This is a genomic window from Alteromonas algae, assembly GCF_049117195.1.
GTDB lineage: Bacteria > Pseudomonadota > Gammaproteobacteria > Enterobacterales > Alteromonadaceae > Alteromonas.
This window is the reverse complement of record NZ_CP185260.1, coordinates 1,369,319-1,387,151: the sequence shown is the minus strand read 5'-3', so window position 1 is coordinate 1,387,151 and position 17,833 is coordinate 1,369,319. Positions and strand designations below refer to the sequence as shown.

At 46.0% G+C, this 17,833-nt stretch carries 19 protein-coding genes; 7 read left to right on the top strand and 12 right to left on the bottom strand.

The window, feature by feature from the left end; all coding sequences use genetic code 11:
- Positions 1-13: 13 nt before the first annotated feature.
- Positions 14-982, bottom strand: a complete 969-nt coding sequence (moaA, locus tag ACOJRU_RS06200; RefSeq protein ID WP_421134169.1) for a GTP 3',8-cyclase MoaA — start codon at positions 980-982, stop codon at positions 14-16.
- 277 nt (positions 983-1,259) lie between these two features.
- Between moaA and ACOJRU_RS06195 the strand changes: the two genes are divergently transcribed.
- A complete protein-coding gene (locus ACOJRU_RS06195) occupies positions 1,260-3,035 on the top strand; it encodes an ABCB family ABC transporter ATP-binding protein/permease (protein WP_421134168.1) in 1,776 nt (591 codons plus the stop codon).
- Positions 3,036-3,049: 14 nt separating this feature from the next.
- Here the strand turns inward: ACOJRU_RS06195 and ACOJRU_RS06190 are convergent, their stop codons facing one another.
- Positions 3,050-3,634, bottom strand: coding sequence for a DVUA0089 family protein (locus ACOJRU_RS06190; protein ID WP_421134167.1), 585 nt, complete (start codon positions 3,632-3,634; stop codon positions 3,050-3,052).
- A 187-nt stretch (positions 3,635-3,821) separates the two neighbouring features.
- Here ACOJRU_RS06190 and ACOJRU_RS06185 point away from each other — a divergent pair, with 187 nt between their 5' ends.
- Together ACOJRU_RS06185 and ACOJRU_RS06180 are read left to right on the top strand one after the other, a co-directional pair.
- Entirely contained in the window at positions 3,822-4,037 is a 216-nt protein-coding gene (locus ACOJRU_RS06185; RefSeq protein WP_421134166.1) for a DUF3820 family protein, read from the top strand.
- Positions 4,038-4,064: 27 nt separating this feature from the next.
- Positions 4,065-4,397 (top strand): hypothetical protein, encoded by a 333-nt coding sequence (locus ACOJRU_RS06180; protein ID WP_421134165.1) that lies wholly within the window; start codon positions 4,065-4,067, stop codon positions 4,395-4,397.
- Between the two features lie 34 nt (positions 4,398-4,431).
- Here ACOJRU_RS06180 and ACOJRU_RS06175 read toward each other — a convergent pair whose 3' ends face one another.
- The 4 genes from ACOJRU_RS06175 to ACOJRU_RS06160 all read right to left on the bottom strand — a co-directional run bounded on the left by ACOJRU_RS06175 (position 4,432) and on the right by ACOJRU_RS06160 (position 8,073).
- Complete coding sequence (locus ACOJRU_RS06175; RefSeq protein WP_421134164.1) at positions 4,432-5,775, bottom strand: class II 3-deoxy-7-phosphoheptulonate synthase; 1,344 nt, start codon at positions 5,773-5,775, stop codon at positions 4,432-4,434.
- An 83-nt stretch (positions 5,776-5,858) separates the two neighbouring features.
- Positions 5,859-6,638 carry an ATP-binding cassette domain-containing protein gene (locus ACOJRU_RS06170; RefSeq protein ID WP_421134163.1) on the bottom strand — a complete coding sequence of 260 codons (780 nt, stop codon included), beginning with the start codon at positions 6,636-6,638 and terminating at the stop codon, positions 5,859-5,861.
- Positions 6,635-7,603, bottom strand: coding sequence for a FecCD family ABC transporter permease (locus ACOJRU_RS06165; RefSeq protein ID WP_421134162.1), 969 nt, complete (start codon positions 7,601-7,603; stop codon positions 6,635-6,637). Before ACOJRU_RS06165 ends, ACOJRU_RS06170 begins: the two co-directional genes overlap by 4 nt.
- Positions 7,603-8,073 carry a low molecular weight protein-tyrosine-phosphatase gene (locus ACOJRU_RS06160; RefSeq protein ID WP_421134161.1) on the bottom strand — a complete coding sequence of 157 codons (471 nt, stop codon included), beginning with the start codon at positions 8,071-8,073 and terminating at the stop codon, positions 7,603-7,605. The genes ACOJRU_RS06165 and ACOJRU_RS06160 overlap by 1 nt, the downstream gene beginning before the upstream one ends.
- A 93-nt stretch (positions 8,074-8,166) precedes the next feature.
- On the opposite strand from ACOJRU_RS06160, the gene pepE reads away from it, so the two are divergent.
- A complete protein-coding gene (gene pepE / locus ACOJRU_RS06155; protein ID WP_421134160.1) occupies positions 8,167-8,889 on the top strand; it encodes a dipeptidase PepE in 723 nt (240 codons plus the stop codon).
- Here pepE and bioD read toward each other — a convergent pair.
- Genes bioD through bioB form a run of 4 tightly spaced genes read right to left on the bottom strand, consistent with a single transcriptional unit; the run spans position 8,860 to position 12,651 of the window.
- Positions 8,860-9,531, bottom strand: coding sequence for a dethiobiotin synthase (gene bioD / locus ACOJRU_RS06150; protein ID WP_421134159.1), 672 nt, complete (start codon positions 9,529-9,531; stop codon positions 8,860-8,862). The genes pepE and bioD overlap by 30 nt on opposite strands.
- Positions 9,528-10,364, bottom strand: coding sequence for a methyltransferase domain-containing protein (locus ACOJRU_RS06145; RefSeq protein WP_421134158.1), 837 nt, complete (start codon positions 10,362-10,364; stop codon positions 9,528-9,530). Before ACOJRU_RS06145 ends, bioD begins: the two co-directional genes overlap by 4 nt.
- Positions 10,361-11,542, bottom strand: a complete 1,182-nt coding sequence (locus ACOJRU_RS06140; RefSeq protein WP_421134157.1) for an aminotransferase class I/II-fold pyridoxal phosphate-dependent enzyme — start codon at positions 11,540-11,542, stop codon at positions 10,361-10,363. The genes ACOJRU_RS06145 and ACOJRU_RS06140 overlap by 4 nt, the downstream gene beginning before the upstream one ends.
- Positions 11,542-12,651, bottom strand: a complete 1,110-nt coding sequence (gene bioB, locus ACOJRU_RS06135; RefSeq protein ID WP_421134156.1) for a biotin synthase BioB — start codon at positions 12,649-12,651, stop codon at positions 11,542-11,544. The genes ACOJRU_RS06140 and bioB overlap by 1 nt, the downstream gene beginning before the upstream one ends.
- A gap of 98 nt (positions 12,652-12,749) precedes the next feature.
- Here bioB and bioA point away from each other — a divergent pair, with 98 nt between their 5' ends.
- From bioA to ACOJRU_RS06120, 3 genes are all read left to right on the top strand, one after another.
- The gene (gene bioA / locus ACOJRU_RS06130; RefSeq protein WP_421134155.1) at positions 12,750-14,018 is read left to right on the top strand and encodes an adenosylmethionine--8-amino-7-oxononanoate transaminase; all 1,269 of its coding nucleotides are present in this window, start codon (positions 12,750-12,752) and stop codon (positions 14,016-14,018) included.
- A 60-nt stretch (positions 14,019-14,078) separates the two neighbouring features.
- Positions 14,079-14,594: a DUF2937 family protein gene (locus tag ACOJRU_RS06125; RefSeq protein WP_421134154.1), complete on the top strand. Its 516-nt coding sequence runs from the start codon at positions 14,079-14,081 to the stop codon at positions 14,592-14,594.
- 157 nt (positions 14,595-14,751) lie between these two features.
- A complete protein-coding gene (locus ACOJRU_RS06120; RefSeq protein WP_421134153.1) occupies positions 14,752-15,036 on the top strand; it encodes a hypothetical protein in 285 nt (94 codons plus the stop codon).
- Positions 15,037-15,184: 148 nt separating this feature from the next.
- Here ACOJRU_RS06120 and ACOJRU_RS06115 read toward each other — a convergent pair whose 3' ends face one another.
- Positions 15,185-16,333, bottom strand: coding sequence for a GNAT family N-acetyltransferase/peptidase C39 family protein (locus tag ACOJRU_RS06115; RefSeq protein WP_421134152.1), 1,149 nt, complete (start codon positions 16,331-16,333; stop codon positions 15,185-15,187).
- Positions 16,330-17,811, bottom strand: coding sequence for a RimK family protein (locus tag ACOJRU_RS06110; RefSeq protein WP_421134151.1), 1,482 nt, complete (start codon positions 17,809-17,811; stop codon positions 16,330-16,332). The genes ACOJRU_RS06115 and ACOJRU_RS06110 overlap by 4 nt, the downstream gene beginning before the upstream one ends.
- Between the last annotated feature and the right edge of the window lie 22 nt (positions 17,812-17,833).

Sequence of the window (17,833 nt, the reverse complement as noted above, 5' to 3'; positions counted from 1 at the left end):
CATAATATATGCACTACCCTCCAAGCATGGCTAGGTGTTTTGTTGCACCAGTATTCCCTTCATGAAGATAATGTGCTTTGTGCTTATCACCCAAACACGCTTTCAAAAATGCTTGCGTTTCTTCAACGTCACCGTTGCGCAAATACGGCCGTAAGCTTATACCTTGCTCACTAAATAAACATAAGTGTAAATTGCCATTTGCTGCAACACGTAATCGGTTACACGTGTTACAAAAGTCTTTGCTATAAGGCAGTATGAGGCCTATTTTTCCAAGGTAATCGGGGTGAGTAAACTCTTGTGCAGGTCCAGCGTCGTGTCGCCTTTCAACGGGCTGCCAGCCTGTCGCCAACAATTTATTTTTAAGTGGAATACCACTTTGATGTTGCTGTGCGAAAAATGATGTCGTGTCGCCAGTTTCCATCAGCTCGATAAATCTAAGCGTTATAGGCATCGTTTTAATCCACGCTAAGAAGCGATTAAAACGAGACTCTGAAAAATCGTTGAGAAGAACGGTATTTACTTTAACATCCAAGCCGACCTCTACGGCTTTATCAAGCCCCGTTAATATGTCTTTGAGTTTATCTTGGCCGGTTATGGCGGCGAATTGGCGTGGGTCTAAGCTATCAATACTCACATTCACTTGACTTAAGCCTGCGCTTTTCCATGATGCCGCCCCACTTGTTAAGCGTGCACCGTGTGTTGTCATTGCCACACGTTCGATACCTGGCGTGGATGCGGTAAGAGAAAGAATGTCGAGGAAGTCTCTTCTAAGAGTGGGCTCTCCCCCAGTCAGGCGTACCTTTGACGTACCCAACCCTGAAAAAGCACGTAGCAGCGTGTCTATCTCGTAAAGAGATAAGAAATGTTCATTTGTAGGACCTTGATAACCGTCGGGTAGACAATACTGACATCGAAAGTTGCACGCTTCTGTCACCGATAAGCGTAAATAATGAAATTGACGGCCAAAACTATCTTCTAACAAACGATTTCCTTGAGGGATTAAAAACAACACGTAACATAACAAAAAACACGTCCAATTCCGAGTACAACCTATGTGCTCAGCCTATGCAGACGAGAAGCCAGCGCGAGTATTCATTGTTACCATTACCAATGAGACCCTCAAAGCACCAAATGCTATTCATAAAATATAAAAAGCCAAAACATATTGCTGAACCGTATGAAGTAAATCTATGTAATTAATACGCATTACTCATGATCCGTTATACCATTGACCCATTCTACCTCGGCACTTTGTAATCATGCGACGAAATCGATTTCCAATAGACGACAACGAACCCGTAAAATGGCGAGTATTAACCCAACTGTGGCCATATTTATTAGAATTCAAACATCGAGTTGGGTTGGCATTGCTTTGCCTTATTGCAGCAAAGGTGGCTAGCATAGGGTTACCTTATGTCTTGAAGTATACTGTCGATAGCTTAAACGGCGACCTAACCACGTTAGCGGTAGCCGTTCCCATTAGTTTGATTATTGCGTACGGGGCATTACGCCTAACAAACGTATTGTTGGGAGAAGTGCGTGACACCCTGTTTGGCCGTGTGACAGAGCGAGCCATGCGCCGGCTAGGGTTGAAGGTTTTCAAACATCTTCATAATCTAGATCTCACTTTCCATCTAAATCGCAGAACAGGCGGGCTGTCACGAGATATTGAGCGTGGTACCACCGGGATAGGCTTCTTAATGCGCTTTATGGTGTTCAATATCGTTCCCACGCTGTTAGAAATCAGCTTAGTGGTGGGGTTACTATTGATACAATTTGGCTGGTCGTTTGCCACTATTATTGTGGTAAGTGTTGTTACCTATGTAACCTTTTCAATGAAAGCAACGCACTGGCGAACGCGCTTTGTTACTCAAATGAATGAAGCTGATTCAACGACTAACTCCCGCGCTGTGGACAGCTTACTGAATTTTGAAACCGTAAAATATTTTAACAATGAGCGTTTTGAAGCCAACCGCTATGATGATGATTTAGCAAACTGGGAAGTAGCTCGGCGTAAAAACCGACTGTCCCTCTTCGCGCTCAATGGTGGTCAAGCCAGCATTATCGCACTCGCCATGACAGCGATGATGGCCAATGCTGCATTTGGAGTGATGGAGGGCACCATGACCATCGGTGACTTTGTCCTTATTAACGCCTTCACAATGCAAATTTTTATGCCACTTAATTTTCTCGGGTTTGTGTACCGTGAGATTCGGGGTTCACTTGCTAATATCGACAAGCTATTTGCGTTACTTGAGCAAACGCCCCTTATCAAAGATGCGCCACATGCCCTGCCCCTTAAAGCTTCAAACCCAAGTATCCGCTTTAACAATATTTATTTTCACTACCAAGAAGCACGGCCCATATTAAAAGGCGTCAGCTTCGAGGTGCCTGCTGGCGCAAAAGTAGCTGTGGTGGGAGAAAGCGGTGCTGGAAAGTCGACGTTGATGAAATTGCTCTTTCGCTTTTACGACACCACCTCAGGCGACATTGAAGTGAACGGGCAGTCTATAAAGGGCGTTACTCAAGAGAGCTTGCGTACCCATATTGGGATTGTGCCGCAAGATACCGTGTTATTTAACACCACGTTACTTGAAAATATACGGTATGCAAAACCCGACGCCTCACTTGATGAAGTGAAACATGTTGTCGCGCTAGCGCATTTAACCGCCTTTATCGAAAAACTGCCTGATGGGTTAGATACCACAGTGGGCGAACGAGGGTTAAAATTATCTGGCGGCGAAAAACAGCGGGTTGCCATTGCAAGGGCGTTGCTCAAAGGCACGCCCATCATGATTTTCGATGAGGCAACCTCGTCACTCGATAGCGGTTCTGAACAAGCCATTCTCGGAGCGCTTCGCAACGCAGCGAAAGGTCATACTAGCTTAGTTATTGCGCACCGCCTTTCGACGGTGATTGATGCGGATATGATATTAGTATTGAAAAATGGTGTGATCATTGAGCGAGGTACGCACACTGAGCTCATCGCTTTACAGGGTGAATATGCTAATTTGTGGCGCGCGCAGCAGGAATAGCGCGCGCTCCTTGTTTACAACTTGCGCCTTAACGCTGGCAATAACAGAACCAAGCTAAACAATAATAACGTTGACGGTGCGCTGACTTTTTCAGCGTCATCAGCTACCAAGCGGTCGCTGGAAATTTGAACTGCATAATTACCGGTACGATCCGAGCCAGTAATATCTTCGAAGTTTATTGCTCCAGAGCCCGCCCATAGACTATCGCCGTTAATATCAACTGTACTACCCTGTGCAGCACCATTTAAAAAATTGTTGTACTGCACAAGCACGGCTACATAGCTACCTGCGGTCAGCGTATCAATTATCTCTGCGTCAAAACTCGTTAAACTTCTGTCGTCGTTACTATTAATAAATTCGCCTATCGACGAGAAGAGAAACAATACTGTGTCAAACCCACCTTCAGGAATAAAAGTGTTATCAAGTAAATCGCCACCTGAGTAGCCAAACGACGTAATCGTTACGTCTGTAGTATCTGTCACGGTAAAAGGCATGTAAAAACGCTCATCGTCATCGACAAAGGTGCCGGTAAACGTAATAAACGCTGCACTTGAACATGATGAAAACGCGAGAAGGAACAGCAACGAAAATAGTTTCATAACGCCTCTAAAATAGAATTAAGACAAAAGTATAACAACGCACTTATATATGCAAATATATGCAAAATCCACACCTTAAATTTAAAGCTTTTTTATCAATTACTTATAAACCACCTGCATACCAACTGTTAACTTTTTTGACAGTTTCCTTTACCGTGTACGCTATATCGTTATCTTGTGGGTACCAATGAACGCAGAATTAGTAAAACAAGCGATTAACAGCGTGATGCCGTTTGGAAAATACGCAGGCCGTAGGTTATTTCACCTGCCCGAGCCCTATTTAGTGTGGTTTCACAGCAAGGGGTTTCCTGACAATAAGCTTGGCCAACAACTCGCGCTTATCTATGAAATAAAGCTCAACGGCTTAGAGTCTGTGGTAGCGCCCTTACTTGACGATGATTAGTTCTGATTTAGATACTGTTAGTGATAAATGAAAGCACACACTAAAAGACGCAAAGATGACAGGGTTAACCAACGTATCTTAGCACTTCACCAAAAAATGGTAGATAAAATCCTTGCACACCCCACTTTGCTTGAGCCAATAAAGAACACGCTAGAAATGCGCTATAAAGCAAAACTCATGCGGTATGGCAGTTATATGTTGTGGTCTAGCATTCTAGAAACCATTGATACCCCGGAAGATTTCAGGGCGCTGGTGCTCGCTGACGATACACGAACTGCAAACTTACGCAGAGAAACGATATTTACTGGAATTTTAACCGAAGAAGAAAGGTGCGCAGTATTGGCGTTAATTCAGGAGTAAAGAGGAGAGATTACCTCTCCTCTTACAACTTACATTATGCGTGTTTTAGATGGTCGGCAACTAAAAAGGCCATTTCTAACACCTGATCGGCATTTAGACGCGGGTCGCATTGCGTTTTATAAGCTTGAGCAAGATCGTCATCACTTATCGCATAAGCGCCACCAGTACACTCTGTCACATGCTGGCCCGTCATTTCTAAGTGGATCCCCCCTGCGTGCGTTCCTTCTGCATTATGGGCTTGGAAAAACTGTTTAATTTCTTTCAAAATAGCATCGAAATTTCGCGTTTTGTAACCGCTAGACGCTTTAAACGTGTTGCCATGCATCGGGTCTGAACTCCACACCACGTGACGCCCTTCTGCTTTTACTCTTCTAAGCAATCGCGGCAAGTTCTCCGCAAGATTGTCTGCACCCATGCGCGTAATCAAGGTTAATCTGCCCGGATCGTTATTCGGGTTAAGCGCATCAATCAAACGAATGAGATCGTCTTCCTGCATGCTGGGGCCCACTTTCACGCCAATAGGGTTATGAATACCACGGAAAAACTCTATATGAGCATGGTCTAATTGGCGCGTTCGTTCACCAATCCACACCATATGTGCCGAGCAATCATAAGGCTTGCCGGTAAGGGTATCGATACGTGTAAGTGCCTGCTCATAGTTTAATAGCAAGGCCTCATGCGAGGTAAACAGTGACGTTTCGTGCAACGTAGTGCTGGTTTTAGCATTGATGCCAATGACATCCATAAACGCAAGCGTATCTTGAATACGAAGCGCCATGTCATGATAGCGCTCTTTTAACGGGTTATTTTCTACAAATGCCATATTCCAGCGGTTTACTTCATGTAAATCGGCAAGCCCACCTTGTGCAAATGCACGCAGCAAGTTAAGCGTTGATGCACTTCGATGATAGGCCTCTAGAAGACGCTCTGGATCGGGTCGGCGTGACGCCTCGGTAAATTCAAAGCTATTAATAATATCACCACGGTAACTAGGCAATGTTACGCCGTTAATGGTTTCCATGTCTGAAGAGCGAGGCTTAGCATACTGCCCAGCCATACGCGCTACCTTAGTAACGGGGCAACGACCAGCAAACGTCAGCACGATAGCCATTTGCAGAAGAACTTTGAACGTGTCTCTAATTTTAGGCGCGTTGAACTCATCAAACGATTCTGCGCAATCGCCACCTTGAAGTAAAAAGCCTTTACCTAAACTCACTTCACCAAGCTGGCGTCTAAGTTCGCGCGCTTCTGCTGCAAAAACCAACGGTGGATAAGTACTTAGCGTCTGCTCTACTTCGTGCAAGCGCACTTGATTGTCATAATGAGGTTGCTGAAGAATAGGTTTGCTTCTCCAGCTGTCTACTTGCCAATTGCTCAATGAGGTTCTCCCGAAAATATGAATGCACCAACGACAAACCACAATGCCGCGCTGGTTATAAGAATAGTAACTGGTCTAGCACTTTACCATATCTGATGAAAGGAAATAGGGGCACATGCTTGAATTTCTAGAAAGTTATCGTGCTTGCTTATAGCAAAATGACAGTCAAACGTCGTTTCAAGATTATCTTTAGTTACAACGTGTCGGGGAGTGCCGCTGTCTATCATGCTCCCCAGCTTTAACAACCATACATGCGAACTGTAATTGGCACTTAAAGCAAGGTCATGAGAACTCATTATTACCGTGTTTCCTCGCGCGCATAGGGTTTGAAGTAGCGAGACCAGTGCATATTGATGACGAATATCTAGCCCCTGAAGTGGTTCATCGAGCAAGATGATTGCTGTTCCCTTCGTGACTGCAGGCCATACTTGAAGTAAAACGCGACATAGCTCTACGCGCTGACGCTCTCCGCCCGACAATGTATTTAATGGCTTGCTAGCAAATTGCTGTACTTCTAATGCGGCTTCGACAATATCAGGCACGTCGTCGCCACTTGCCTTATGCGTAGAGTAAAAAGACAAATATTCTGACACTTGCAGTGGAAAGGCTGAATAATTTTGCTGGCCCAGCATGCACCTTATGCCAGCTAAACTTGAAAGCGGCCACGTCGCTATGGCATTCCCTAAAAGCGTACATGATCCTTTATCGATAGGGGTAATTCCCGCGATAACATTCAATAGCGTAGATTTCCCCGCACCATTTGGACCAACAAAGTGCACACAATCGCCCTGATTTATCTGACCGGTAATATCTGCCAGCCGTTTATCTACATGGATTGATGTTAATGCCACCACGTTCGTCATCGCACATGCCCTTTAAAAAGCGCATAGACCAATAACGGCCCTCCAAGAGTAGCCGTTATCATCGACACCGGAAGCGTTATCACGCTAGTTAACTCAGACGCGCACGCTACCAGCAACAACAACACGCCTCCAGCCAGTGCTGACAAGGGAAGCAGTAAGCGGTTGTCGTGCCCTAGCAATAGGCGCAGAACGTGTGGAATTAACAACCCAACGAATGCAATGGCACCGGCAATAGACACGGCAGCACCTACTGCAATGGCACTTGCTAGTAACGTGCGCTCTGTGAGTTGTTGCACATTTACCCCACTGCTAATGGCTGCAATATCTCCCGCATAAAGCTTATTTAGCGATGTCCCTTGTCTTATTTGATACACCACACTCACAATAATAACCGGGCCACTTACCCATAAAATGGGCCAAGTAGTTTGGTATAAACTGCCCATTAGCCAAAAGGTAAGGTTTCTTAGCGACTGCGCATCACTAAATAAATACAGCCACCCCACCACCGCACCACTTAACGTAGATACAGCAATACCCGATAAGATTACGGCGGTTACAGAGCCCTGTAGGCGTCTCGCAAGACGGTAAATAAGAAAGGTGGTAAACAGTGCACCAGCAAAGCAACTGGCTGGCAGAATGACATAAAGAAAAGGCTCAGCCCAAGCGGGTGTTGCTAACAACATAAATGCAGCAACTAAGCTTGCTCCACTGGTGATCCCAACGATCCCGGGGTCGGCTAAGGGGTTGCGAAGCACGACTTGAAGCGTAGCGCCACTTGTCGCAAGCGCAGCGCCAACGAGCAAGGCCGTAATAACAAGGGGCAACTGAACATGCGTTACTATATGTTGCTTTAACGCAACCGGCGCTTGCTCAAACCATACATTCCACATAATGCCGACAACACATAGTAGAAGCGCCGAAACAAGCAGCCCTACGACCAGTGTTTTTGACGCGCGCTGTGACATTATTGATTCTGTTTGATGTGTGCAATTAAACCGTCTGACGCTTCCTCGATAAGGTCAAGCACCAGCTCAAAGCCTTTTTTGCCACCGTAGTAAGGGTCTGGAACTTCTTTGTCTTCGTTCTCGGCAAACGCTAAAAACAAATGTACTTTATTGTGGTGTTGCGACGGTGACATACCGTGAAGGTTAGATAAGTTACTTTCATCCATCGCCAAAATGTAATCGAACTTTTCAAAGTCGCTTTCATCTACCCGACGGCATTTAAGCCCCTTAAAGCTGTAGCCTCTCTCAACTCCCGCTGCTTGGGAGCGCTTATCTGGCGACTTTCCAATATGGTAACCATGCGTACCTGCCGAGTCGATAATAAGGTCTAAACCCGCATTTGCTGCCTTATGTTTAAATACCGCCTCTGCGGTTGGCGAGCGACAAATATTGCCCAAACATACGAAAAGAACAGAGGTTTTTTGACTCATTTAAACAATCCTATTGTGGCTATAAACGGGTGTGACTAAACTTTTTCAATTCAATCACGTATGATACGCCGTCAGAAAAAATGTGGAACTGTTATGACCGCACACGTATTAATGTTAAGTAGTTCACGCCAAGGCGATGAACCATACCTGGAACATGCGAGCGCGCATATTCTTGCACACTTAGGTGATGTACGCGACATCATCTTCATTCCCTACGCCGCGGTAACGAAAAGTTACGATGCCTACGTGGAGGACGTGTCGCGCGCGTTACCTCAGTGTAACGTTATCGGATTGCATACGATGGACGACCCCGTAGCCGCGATACAATCTGCCAAAAAAAATAGCCAGGCAATTATGGTAGGCGGAGGGAATACGTTTCATTTGCTGTATACCCTTTACAACAATGCCCTTATGGTTCCGATAAAACACGCAATAGCAGACAGCACGCCATATATCGGCTGGAGCGCTGGGTCTAATATTTGCGGAATAACCATTAGCACGACGAATGATATGCCAATCATTGCGCCCCCTAGCTTTGAAGCACTCGGTATTGTTCCTTTCCAGCTAAACCCGCATTACAGCGACTTCCATCCGCCTGGTCATAATGGTGAAACCCGTGACCAACGGTTAGCTGAATTCACCACGCTCTATCCCGCCATGCCGGTAGTAGGAATTAGGGAAGGCACAGCATTGAGGCTATCAAATAACGCATTGACGTTGCTGGGTGATAAAGGTGGTTTTGTCTTTTTAGGCAAAGATAAAACAGCAATAACACCGCAGCAGGATTTAACAGAGCTTTTGAACAACACGCTGTAATGCCGCAGCACTTGGTTCTTGTTGGAAAGGGATTTCTAACAGCAAGGGTGCCGGTAGTGCGTGTTTAAGTGTCGCCAAGTTATCGCCATAGTGTGACATACATCCCGTAATGTCATTTGCTACCCATCCAACAAGGTTAACGCCTTGCTGCTGCATTACCTTCGCCGTAAGCAGAGCATGATTTAAACACCCTAGCTTCATACCAACCACTAAAATTACGTCCATTTCCAATGACGCGACGACATCGGATAAAAAGGTATCATCACTAAGAGGAAGCTGCCATCCACCCGCTCCTTCCATTAGTAATAGATCAGGGGAATATCGTTCTAAATGACGAAGACCTGCCGTGATAGCTTCTTCGGTCAACGTAACGCCTGCCTCTTTTGCTGCAATATGCGGCGCAATGGGCGGCAGTAACGCAATAGGGTTCACCTCTTCTATCGACACCTTTATACTGCTTGCCGCGTGCAAACTCGCTGCATCTTCATTGATCCAATGACCGTCAATATTGTCACACCCCGCGGCAATCGGTTTGTAACCTAATGTCGACTTACCAAGTGCTGCCGCACTTTTAAGAAGATGGCTTGTGAAATACGTTTTTCCCACCTCGGTATCGGTGCCTGTAATAAAATATTGTTTCATGATTTTTCTAACCTGAAATGGCTAACGCGATAGGTAAGAGGTAGCTTGCCTTCAACCCCAAACCTGTTGTCATAAGCTATGCCTAGTTTTTTTATATCTCGTCTTGAAAGCGACGCATGGCGCTTCCCTGTCTCACCAGCGCCGACGCCTTTGATAGAACGCAATAAACTCATCACGTCAGCGTGGGTATCTACATAATCTTTAGTGATCAGTCGCGATACTTTGAATCCAGCACTATGAAAACTGGCAAGCCATGAAGCGGTGGTAGGCAATGGCGTGACCGCCTCTGGTAATTGCGCCAGCAGTCTCGATGAATGTAACTCTTGAAAAGAACCTGCAACCATAATGCTAAATTCGGCTTCTCCGCCAATACGTAAAACGCGAGCACATTCGTCAGCCACGCACTGTGTGTCCGCACACCATTGCAGCGCCATAGAAGAAAACAAGCTGTCTACTTGGCTATTTTCAACCGGCAATGCCTGAGCACTTCCTTCAATAAACGAAATGTTAGGGTAGCGTTTTTGCGCCGTATTTATCATGCCGGCGGCAATATCAACACCTGTAATCTCTGCGCCGCGCTGAAAAAGTGCCTGTGTATGCATCCCCGTTCCGCAGCCAATATCAAGCCACTTCCCCTGAAGCTTCATCGGTAAATTTGATAATGCGGCATTGGCAATACTGCGTTGAATTTGTGCTTGCGCGTCGTAGTGACTTGCAGCTTTTGAAAAGCGAAGTGCTAATGAGTTTTCATTAATAACACCAACATTACTAGCAACAACATCAACATGTTCGTCAAGCATTGACGCGTTTACTGATTCAAAAAGTGCATTCATAACGCCGCCTCACAGGCTAACGATAATGCATCAATTAAAACGTCGATATCCCGAGGGCTATGTGTCGAGGATAATGTAATGCGCAAGCGATCTTGGCCTTTTGGTACTGTTGGATAACGAATAGCGGGTATCCACATTCCACGCCGTTTTAACGCTTCACTTAGCGCAACCGCCGCATCGGGGCTACCAACTACTATTGGCTGAATTGCAGAACATGAAGGTAGTAATGTCAGAGGTGATACACCGCCAAACCGCGTTTCAAAAGCCTGCCTGAAGAGTGACACATTATGCTTTAATGCATCTCGCCGTTCGCTATCGTTTGCAATATGAGTCAATGAGTAGAGTGTGGCCACAGCCTGTGCAGGCGGCATAGCCGTCGAGTACACATAATGACGTGCATAATTAACAAGGTAATCAATCAAGGTTTGACTACCTGCTATAAATGCACCAGCGGTACCTATCGCTTTGCCAAAGGTTCCCATCACAACAGGAACATGCTCTTGCGATAACGAATGCGCTTCAATTGTCCCGAAGCCTGACTGTCCGAGCACGCCCATTCCATGTGCATCATCAAGCATAAACCAACTTTTATGGGCCAAAGCACGTTGCGCGATTGCTTCAACTGGAGCAACATCGCCATCCATACTAAATACTCCCTCACTGGCAATAAGCACGTCATCACTGTGGGTAGAAGAAAGCAATATATCTAAATGGCCCATATCGTTATGCTTAAAGCGCCGTAATCTTGCGTCGCTAGATGTAGCTGCTTCTAGAAACGAGGCATGCATGAGTTTGTCTGCAACAATATCACCGCCTGCGACCATCAACGCCATGCATAATGCTTGGTTAGCGGCAAAGCCAGAGTTAAAGAGCAATGCCGCATCACGATTAAGCCCTTCAGCAAGGTAACTTTCAAGCGCCAAATGCGCTTGCGTGTGGCCTGTCACCAGAGGCGAGGCACCACTGCCTGCACCAAATTGCGCTAAGCCTTCTACCCACGCCTGCAATACCCCCTCATGGTGGCGCATACCTAGGTAGTCGTTACTTGCAAAATTTAAGTAGTGCTCACCATTAATACAGATAACATTATCTTTTTCGTACTGCTGGCACTGACGCTGTCGTAAATAACCTTGTTGTGCTCGCGCTGCAAGCTTATCGTCTAACCAGTCAAAGGCCATTAGGCATCCACGGGCTGTTTTGATACATTCGTTTTGCTTGCGTCATAAAATAATTCATTTGAGTCAGGCGCATTTTGCTGGGCGATCTCTTCTTCTAGCACTTGCTCATGAGCTTCATCAGAATAATCTCGAGTACGCTCGGTATTAATACCCAGCTTTTTAAATAACATCACGTCCTCATGGGTATCAGGGTTTGAGGTAGTCAATAACTTACACCCGTAGAAAATTGAGTTGGCACCCGCCATAAAGCATAACGCTTGCATTTGTTCGTTCATGGCTTCGCGACCCGCAGAAAGCCTGACGTGAGATTTAGGCATCATAATACGGGCAACAGCAATAGTGCGTATAAACTCGAAGTAGTCTAAGTCTTCAAGGCTGTCTAAGGGGGTACCTTTTACCTTTACCAGCATATTAATAGGCACGCTTTGCGGTTGTTCAGGTAAGTTAGCGAGCTGAATTAATAGGCTCGCTCTGTCCCCTTGCGTTTCTCCCATGCCCACAATACCGCCAGAGCACACATTCATGCCTGCAGAGCGCACGTTTTCCAGCGTGTCGAGTCTGTCTTGGTACGTTCGCGTAGTAATGATGTCACCATAATATTCCGGAGAGGTATCAAGGTTATGGTTGTAATAATCGAGTCCAGCTTGCTTCAGCGCTATCGCTTGCTCTCTCGTCAACATGCCTAGTGTCATGCAGGTTTCAAGACCTAAACTTTTGACTTCCTCAACCATATTGAGAATGTACGGCATATCTCTGTCGCGCGGATTGCGCCATGCAGCGCCCATACAGAATCGCGTAGAGCCAGCCTGCTTAGCCTCTTTAGCTCGCTGAATGACTTTTTCAATTTCTAATAAGCGCTCTTTTTCTAACCCCGTATCGTACCTTGCGCTTTGAGGGCAATATTTACAGTCTTCCGGGCATGCGCCCGTTTTAATCGATAACAGCGTACTTACTTGCACTTCATTCGGGTTGAAATGCTGTCTGTGTACCAGCTGCGCTTGAAAAAGTAAGTCATTAAATGGAAGCGTGAAAAGTGCTTCTACATCTTCCTTCGACCAATCTTGGCGAATAGTTGCATGTTGTGCGTCAAGCGCAGTAGCCAGAGTCATTGACTGTCCTTTACTAATTGAGAATGCTGGCTTAGTCTATGCACCAAAGCAAAGTTGTCAACTCTGACCATTTAAAAAGATTTACTAACGGTTAAATTTTGAACAATATAGAATTCGATAAACAGCATATTTGGCATCCATATACATCTTCGGTTAACCCACTACCTTGCTACGAGGTCACTGGTGCTAGGGGCGCGGAACTCACTCTGGCTACTGGAGAAGTGCTTGTCGACGGTATGTCGAGTTGGTGGGCCGCTATACACGGCTACAACCACCCAAAAATAAATGCCGCAGCTCACCAGCAAATTGACGCCTTTTCGCACGTTATGTTCGGCGGGATCACCCACCAACCCGCCATCGACCTTTGTCGAACATTACTTGATATGGTTCCAGCAGGCCTCGAACGCGTATTTCTTGCCGATTCAGGCTCGGTGTCTGTCGAGGTAGCCATCAAGATGGCTATCCAATATTGGGCCTGTCAGGGACGCGCCGAAAAATCACGTATTGTCGCGCCGCGCAATGGCTATCATGGTGACACGTTTGCAGCGATGTCGGTTTGCGATCCGGTAAACGGGATGCATAGCTTGTTTGAGAATGTGCTAAGTAAACAATTATTTGCCCCTGCCCCTCAAACCCGTTTTGACCAAGCCTTTAGTGAAGACGACATTCTCCCTCTTGAGGAATTGTTCGAAAAACACCATCACGATATCGCAGCGTTGATACTTGAGCCTATCGTGCAGGGTGCTGGCGGGATGCGAATGTACCATCCTGAATATTTAAAACGCTGCCGCCAGCTATGCAACACCTATGACGTGCTGTTAATTTGCGATGAAATTGCAACTGGGTTTGGCCGAACGGGAAAACTGTTTGCTTGCGAACATGCGGGTATTTCACCAGACATTTTGTGTTTAGGAAAAGCACTGACGGGCGGTTATATGACTATGGCTGCAACACTGTGTACAGAAGATGTAGCCCTAGGCGTGTGTCAGGGTTCACCCGGTGTGTTTATGCACGGGCCAACCTACATGGGGAACCCGCTTGCGTGCGCTGTCGCTGGCGCAAGCCTTGCGTTAATCAATGAAAACCATTGGCAAACGCAAGTGGCGAATATCGAAACGCAATTGCGTATCGAATTAGCACCGTGCGCCACGTTACCACAGGTTGCCGACGTGCGAGTACTAGGCGCTATTGGTGTGGTCGAGACGGTTAGCCCAGTCGACGTTGCGGCTATACAACGTCATTTTGTTAAAGCCGGTGTCTGGATTAGGCCGTTTGGGAAGTTGGTGTACATCATGCCGCCTTATATCATAACGCCAAACCAGCTATCTACGTTAACTCACGCTATCTTTACGTATTTGCAGCAATAGCGCTATGATTGATTACAGCATCGTGAAAAAAGTAGCACCGCAAGAAAGTGAGGTAACAAGATGATGATCCGCATTGTAGACAAGCTTCTGTTTGCCGCCCTTTTTTTGCTGGCGTTGCAGATCCCAATTTTATCCGATCACTACCTGCAGTACCTTAGTGGTTACTACGACGCTACACGTGCTGAAACGCAAGCAACCATCGAGCTTGCCAACACCCACGGGTATGCGTCGGTGAACGACATGATAAACGACTTAAAGACGAACGACGCGCCCGTCGTGCGCGACGATGCTTTGCGCAAAGAAGCCGCATTCGCTACATTATTGCGGGTAGAAGAAGGAATTAGAACGCTGGAACACGGGCATTATTTCGAAAAAGTGTACTATCTACTCACCCCTGCCCATTTTGAAACACTTTCTCGCGTTATCGACAATTTCAAACCGTCTATTCCATTGTCGCCGTCTGCTGTTGTCTTCAGTCTGCTACTTGCATTGATAGCTAACATGCTCCTCTGGACGCCGCATTTTTGTTACTGCCACCTGCGAAAAAAAGCCCCACGCCCTTACGCTTATCGCTAGCACGTTTTAACCAGTAATCTTTCACCGTTATTATTGGCACTATATCTGCTACCTATAAAATAGAAGGTAAAACAACAGGTAAGGTAAAACAGCGTGCTTTTCGGTAAATTACAAGAAAAACCGCTACTTTACAGTAATTTACAAAAAAAGGTGAACAATGATGCGAAATAACGAGCAGTTACTTATTGGGCAAGTGTTGCAAATTAAAGACAAATTAAGTGCAAAACGCCACAACATTCCCGAAACGCTACAAACGGAATGGCAGCATCTTAACGCTCGCACGGAATGCTTTGAAGTAGACGCACTTTATAACCAAGCCGTAAAGGGCGAACGTATGCGCAAGCACGTTGAGTTTGATGGCAATACAAAAGAGTTAACACAAATAGTAAACCGGCTTACTGAATTGAACGATGCCGTTTGTAATAAGGCGTTGCGACATTAGTCCCCCCTCGCTGTTAGACGACATGTTGTCAGCTTAAGCGCTATGCAGGTCAATACACCAAGCCCAGCGCTCTGGCAGCTAATCGTTAAATACAAGGTTGTGTCGAACTCGCTTAACTAACAACCCTGTAATGATAAGTTTGTAGTAACTATGCAGCGATAATGACGAGTGCACTCGATTTACGTTTACCATAACTCGCCAAACGCATGAAATCTTCACGCGCAACGGGAATGTGTTGGAATTCCAGTATATCTTCGCCACTTGCATCAGGGTCGTGAATATAAAAACAGTATTCGTCGAACCCCGTCACGGTTACCCAGTGCGGCACTTTTTTCTTATCGAGTGAATAGGTACTTATCAAGCACAGCACGGCGCCCCCCTTGAGAAGCTGCTGTTCAATAAGCTCTACTCCCCAACTGCCAATATCCACGCGAATATTTGACGCTTCTGCCTGCAGAGCAAACTCAGATTCAACCAAACTAACGACACTTTTTTTATGCTCACCTCTTACGCCATCAGTAAATAGCGGCAGGGCGTTATTGATCACAACGTGCGCATCAAAACCTCTTTCTTTTGCCGCGAGCGCTAAACCAATAGGATGACAACCTCCATGGCCCGCCATCATAAAAATGGTCGTGGCCATTCGCCAGATGCTCAGTTCTTCTTCCTGCTTCATCAGATAAGCGTCATCGAGCGACTGCATGGCCATCATTAGCGCAGAAGGACCACACGTGAACGCTGTCGTTTGCTGATACCAAGGATACGATGCTAAATGACGGCCATTTTTAGATACCAGCACTTTTTGCATGCGTAATGCGTCGGTATGATCTTCATAATAATCGCTGTATACGCCAAAATCCTTAAAGCCTAACTTTCGATACAAGTTTATAGCGCCATGATTGTCGGCTGACACCTCAAGGCGTATATAGCGCTTTCCCCTTGAAAATGCGCGCTCCCCTAGTTTTTCGATTAGCGTTTGCGCCACCCCCTTGCCACGTGCCTCAGGCAATACGGCAAGAGAGTACAGGCGAGTCAACTGAGTTCCTCTGCGCAATAAAAGCAGCCCATATCCAAAAATCTCTTTATCATCTATCGACGAGGCAATAAAAAGCTCTGCGTGCTTTGCTTCGATATAAAACTTAATGCGTCGCGCACTTAACCTATCGCTCGTGAAACATCGCTGTTCAATATGCTGAAGCGTCGTTAAATCGTTGAGCGTCGCTTCTCGAACAACAATGCTTGGCGTTTCATAAACCGGTGTCTGCTTGTCACAATGCTCGACAGTTACTGCTCTCATCGCCCACGTTGCTCCAATCTGTCTGCGAATTCCTGCATGATCAACTCGTACAAGGTTTTGCCCAAGTACTTGTCTTCAACACCCGCGTCAATGCTAGGGTTGTCGTTTACCTCAATAACATACACTTTGTTTCCAGCTTGCTTTATATCAACGCCGTATAGCCCATTACCCACTACTTTTGCTGCTTTAGTTGCAGCCTGAAGCACCGCTTTTGGCACTTCGAACGTAGGCATGGTGTTAAAACCACCAGAGGAAAATCTATCGCCATTATGGTTATAAATTTGCCAGTGATTACGCGCCATAAAGTACTGACAGGCATAGATAGGCTTCCCCCCTAGCATCCCAATCCGCCAGTCAAAATCAGTAAACACATATTCTTGTACCAACACCAACGCCGATGCTTTTAGCATCTCTTCTAATCGGCTTTTAAGTGCGTCTTTGCTTTCTGCTTTATGCACGCCCCGTGAGAACGAGCTTTCAGGAAGTTTAAGCACTATCGGTAAGCCAAATTCGGCTATGAGCGAATCGCATATTTCATCATTTGCACTAGACACAAAGGTCGCGCGCGGCGCCGGTATTTTTTGGTAGGTAAATGCGTCCTGCAAAAACACCTTATTGCAACAGCGTAAGATAGATTGCGTATCGTCCATCACTACAATACCCTCGCGCTCCGCCGCGCGAGATAAACGATAGGTGTGATGGTCAATAGCCGTGGTCTCACGGATAAATAACGCGTCGTATTGTCCTAACTCTTCTATGGATAAGTGGCTCACTACATTAGCCCTGAACCCAACCTTTTCCGCAGCCTTAACAAATTTCTTAATGGCTTTATCATTACTTGGCGGTGTAGGCTCATCGGGGTTTACCAATATCGCCATATCCCAGCGCGCCCTTTTATCTCGTTTTGACTTACGCCATTGTTTTTGCTGATAGCGCTCTAAATCGGCAATACACTGTTGTTGCTGTTGCTTGTCCAACGCAGAAAATGCCTGCAATTCGATACTTGCAAACCCAGTGACCGCGTCTTTTTTGGTCGGCTTTGCCAGCTGACTTACAGGCGACAACGCAAGCGTTAGCACTAAAATAGGACACGGATACTTTTCAAATGCCTGACGACCAACACGGGCAAAGCGTTGATCTTTTACTTCACCAAAAAGTACCAATAAAGGCATAGCAGGAATGTCGTCGCTCTTAGACGACAGCGCAAACGGAATACGGCCAAGGTTATTTGCTTTATCTTCTCGTACGTCGTTAATCGTGCTTACCGTAGGCATAACCAGATGGCTTCTGGCTTGCGCTAATAACGAGCAGTAATATCCCTCGCTCAAATAGCGTGTTGTGTCACACAGGTTTATCACCTGAACTTTGGCTTCATTTAATTTTGGAAATTCCGCAAGGTAATTTTCAAAGGTAATAACGGTTAGTTCGCTATTAGTAAAAGGGCTAACATCGTCTGCCACTATAATGGTGTTGTGCATGGTCTCTGCTTTAATAAATGTA

Excerpts from the sequence above, each read along its gene's own strand:
- ACOJRU_RS06195 (WP_421134168.1), top strand. The coding sequence starts at position 1,260 with ATGCGACGAAATCGATTTCCAATAGACGACAACGAACCCGTAAAATGG.
- ACOJRU_RS06190 (WP_421134167.1), bottom strand. The coding sequence starts at position 3,634 with ATGAAACTATTTTCGTTGCTGTTCCTTCTCGCGTTTTCATCATGTTCA.
- ACOJRU_RS06185 (WP_421134166.1), top strand. The coding sequence starts at position 3,822 with ATGAACGCAGAATTAGTAAAACAAGCGATTAACAGCGTGATGCCGTTT.
- ACOJRU_RS06180 (WP_421134165.1), top strand. The coding sequence starts at position 4,065 with ATGAAAGCACACACTAAAAGACGCAAAGATGACAGGGTTAACCAACGT.
- ACOJRU_RS06170 (WP_421134163.1), bottom strand. The coding sequence starts at position 6,638 with ATGACGAACGTGGTGGCATTAACATCAATCCATGTAGATAAACGGCTG.
- ACOJRU_RS06165 (WP_421134162.1), bottom strand. The coding sequence starts at position 7,603 with ATGTCACAGCGCGCGTCAAAAACACTGGTCGTAGGGCTGCTTGTTTCG.
- ACOJRU_RS06160 (WP_421134161.1), bottom strand. The coding sequence starts at position 8,073 with ATGAGTCAAAAAACCTCTGTTCTTTTCGTATGTTTGGGCAATATTTGT.
- pepE (WP_421134160.1), top strand. The coding sequence starts at position 8,167 with ATGACCGCACACGTATTAATGTTAAGTAGTTCACGCCAAGGCGATGAA.
- bioD (WP_421134159.1), bottom strand. The coding sequence starts at position 9,531 with ATGAAACAATATTTTATTACAGGCACCGATACCGAGGTGGGAAAAACG.
- ACOJRU_RS06145 (WP_421134158.1), bottom strand. The coding sequence starts at position 10,364 with ATGAATGCACTTTTTGAATCAGTAAACGCGTCAATGCTTGACGAACAT.
- ACOJRU_RS06140 (WP_421134157.1), bottom strand. The coding sequence starts at position 11,542 with ATGGCCTTTGACTGGTTAGACGATAAGCTTGCAGCGCGAGCACAACAA.
- bioB (WP_421134156.1), bottom strand. The coding sequence starts at position 12,651 with ATGACTCTGGCTACTGCGCTTGACGCACAACATGCAACTATTCGCCAA.
- ACOJRU_RS06125 (WP_421134154.1), top strand. The coding sequence starts at position 14,079 with ATGATGATCCGCATTGTAGACAAGCTTCTGTTTGCCGCCCTTTTTTTG.
- ACOJRU_RS06120 (WP_421134153.1), top strand. The coding sequence starts at position 14,752 with ATGATGCGAAATAACGAGCAGTTACTTATTGGGCAAGTGTTGCAAATT.
- ACOJRU_RS06115 (WP_421134152.1), bottom strand. The coding sequence starts at position 16,333 with ATGAGAGCAGTAACTGTCGAGCATTGTGACAAGCAGACACCGGTTTAT.
- ACOJRU_RS06110 (WP_421134151.1), bottom strand. The coding sequence starts at position 17,811 with ATGCACAACACCATTATAGTGGCAGACGATGTTAGCCCTTTTACTAAT.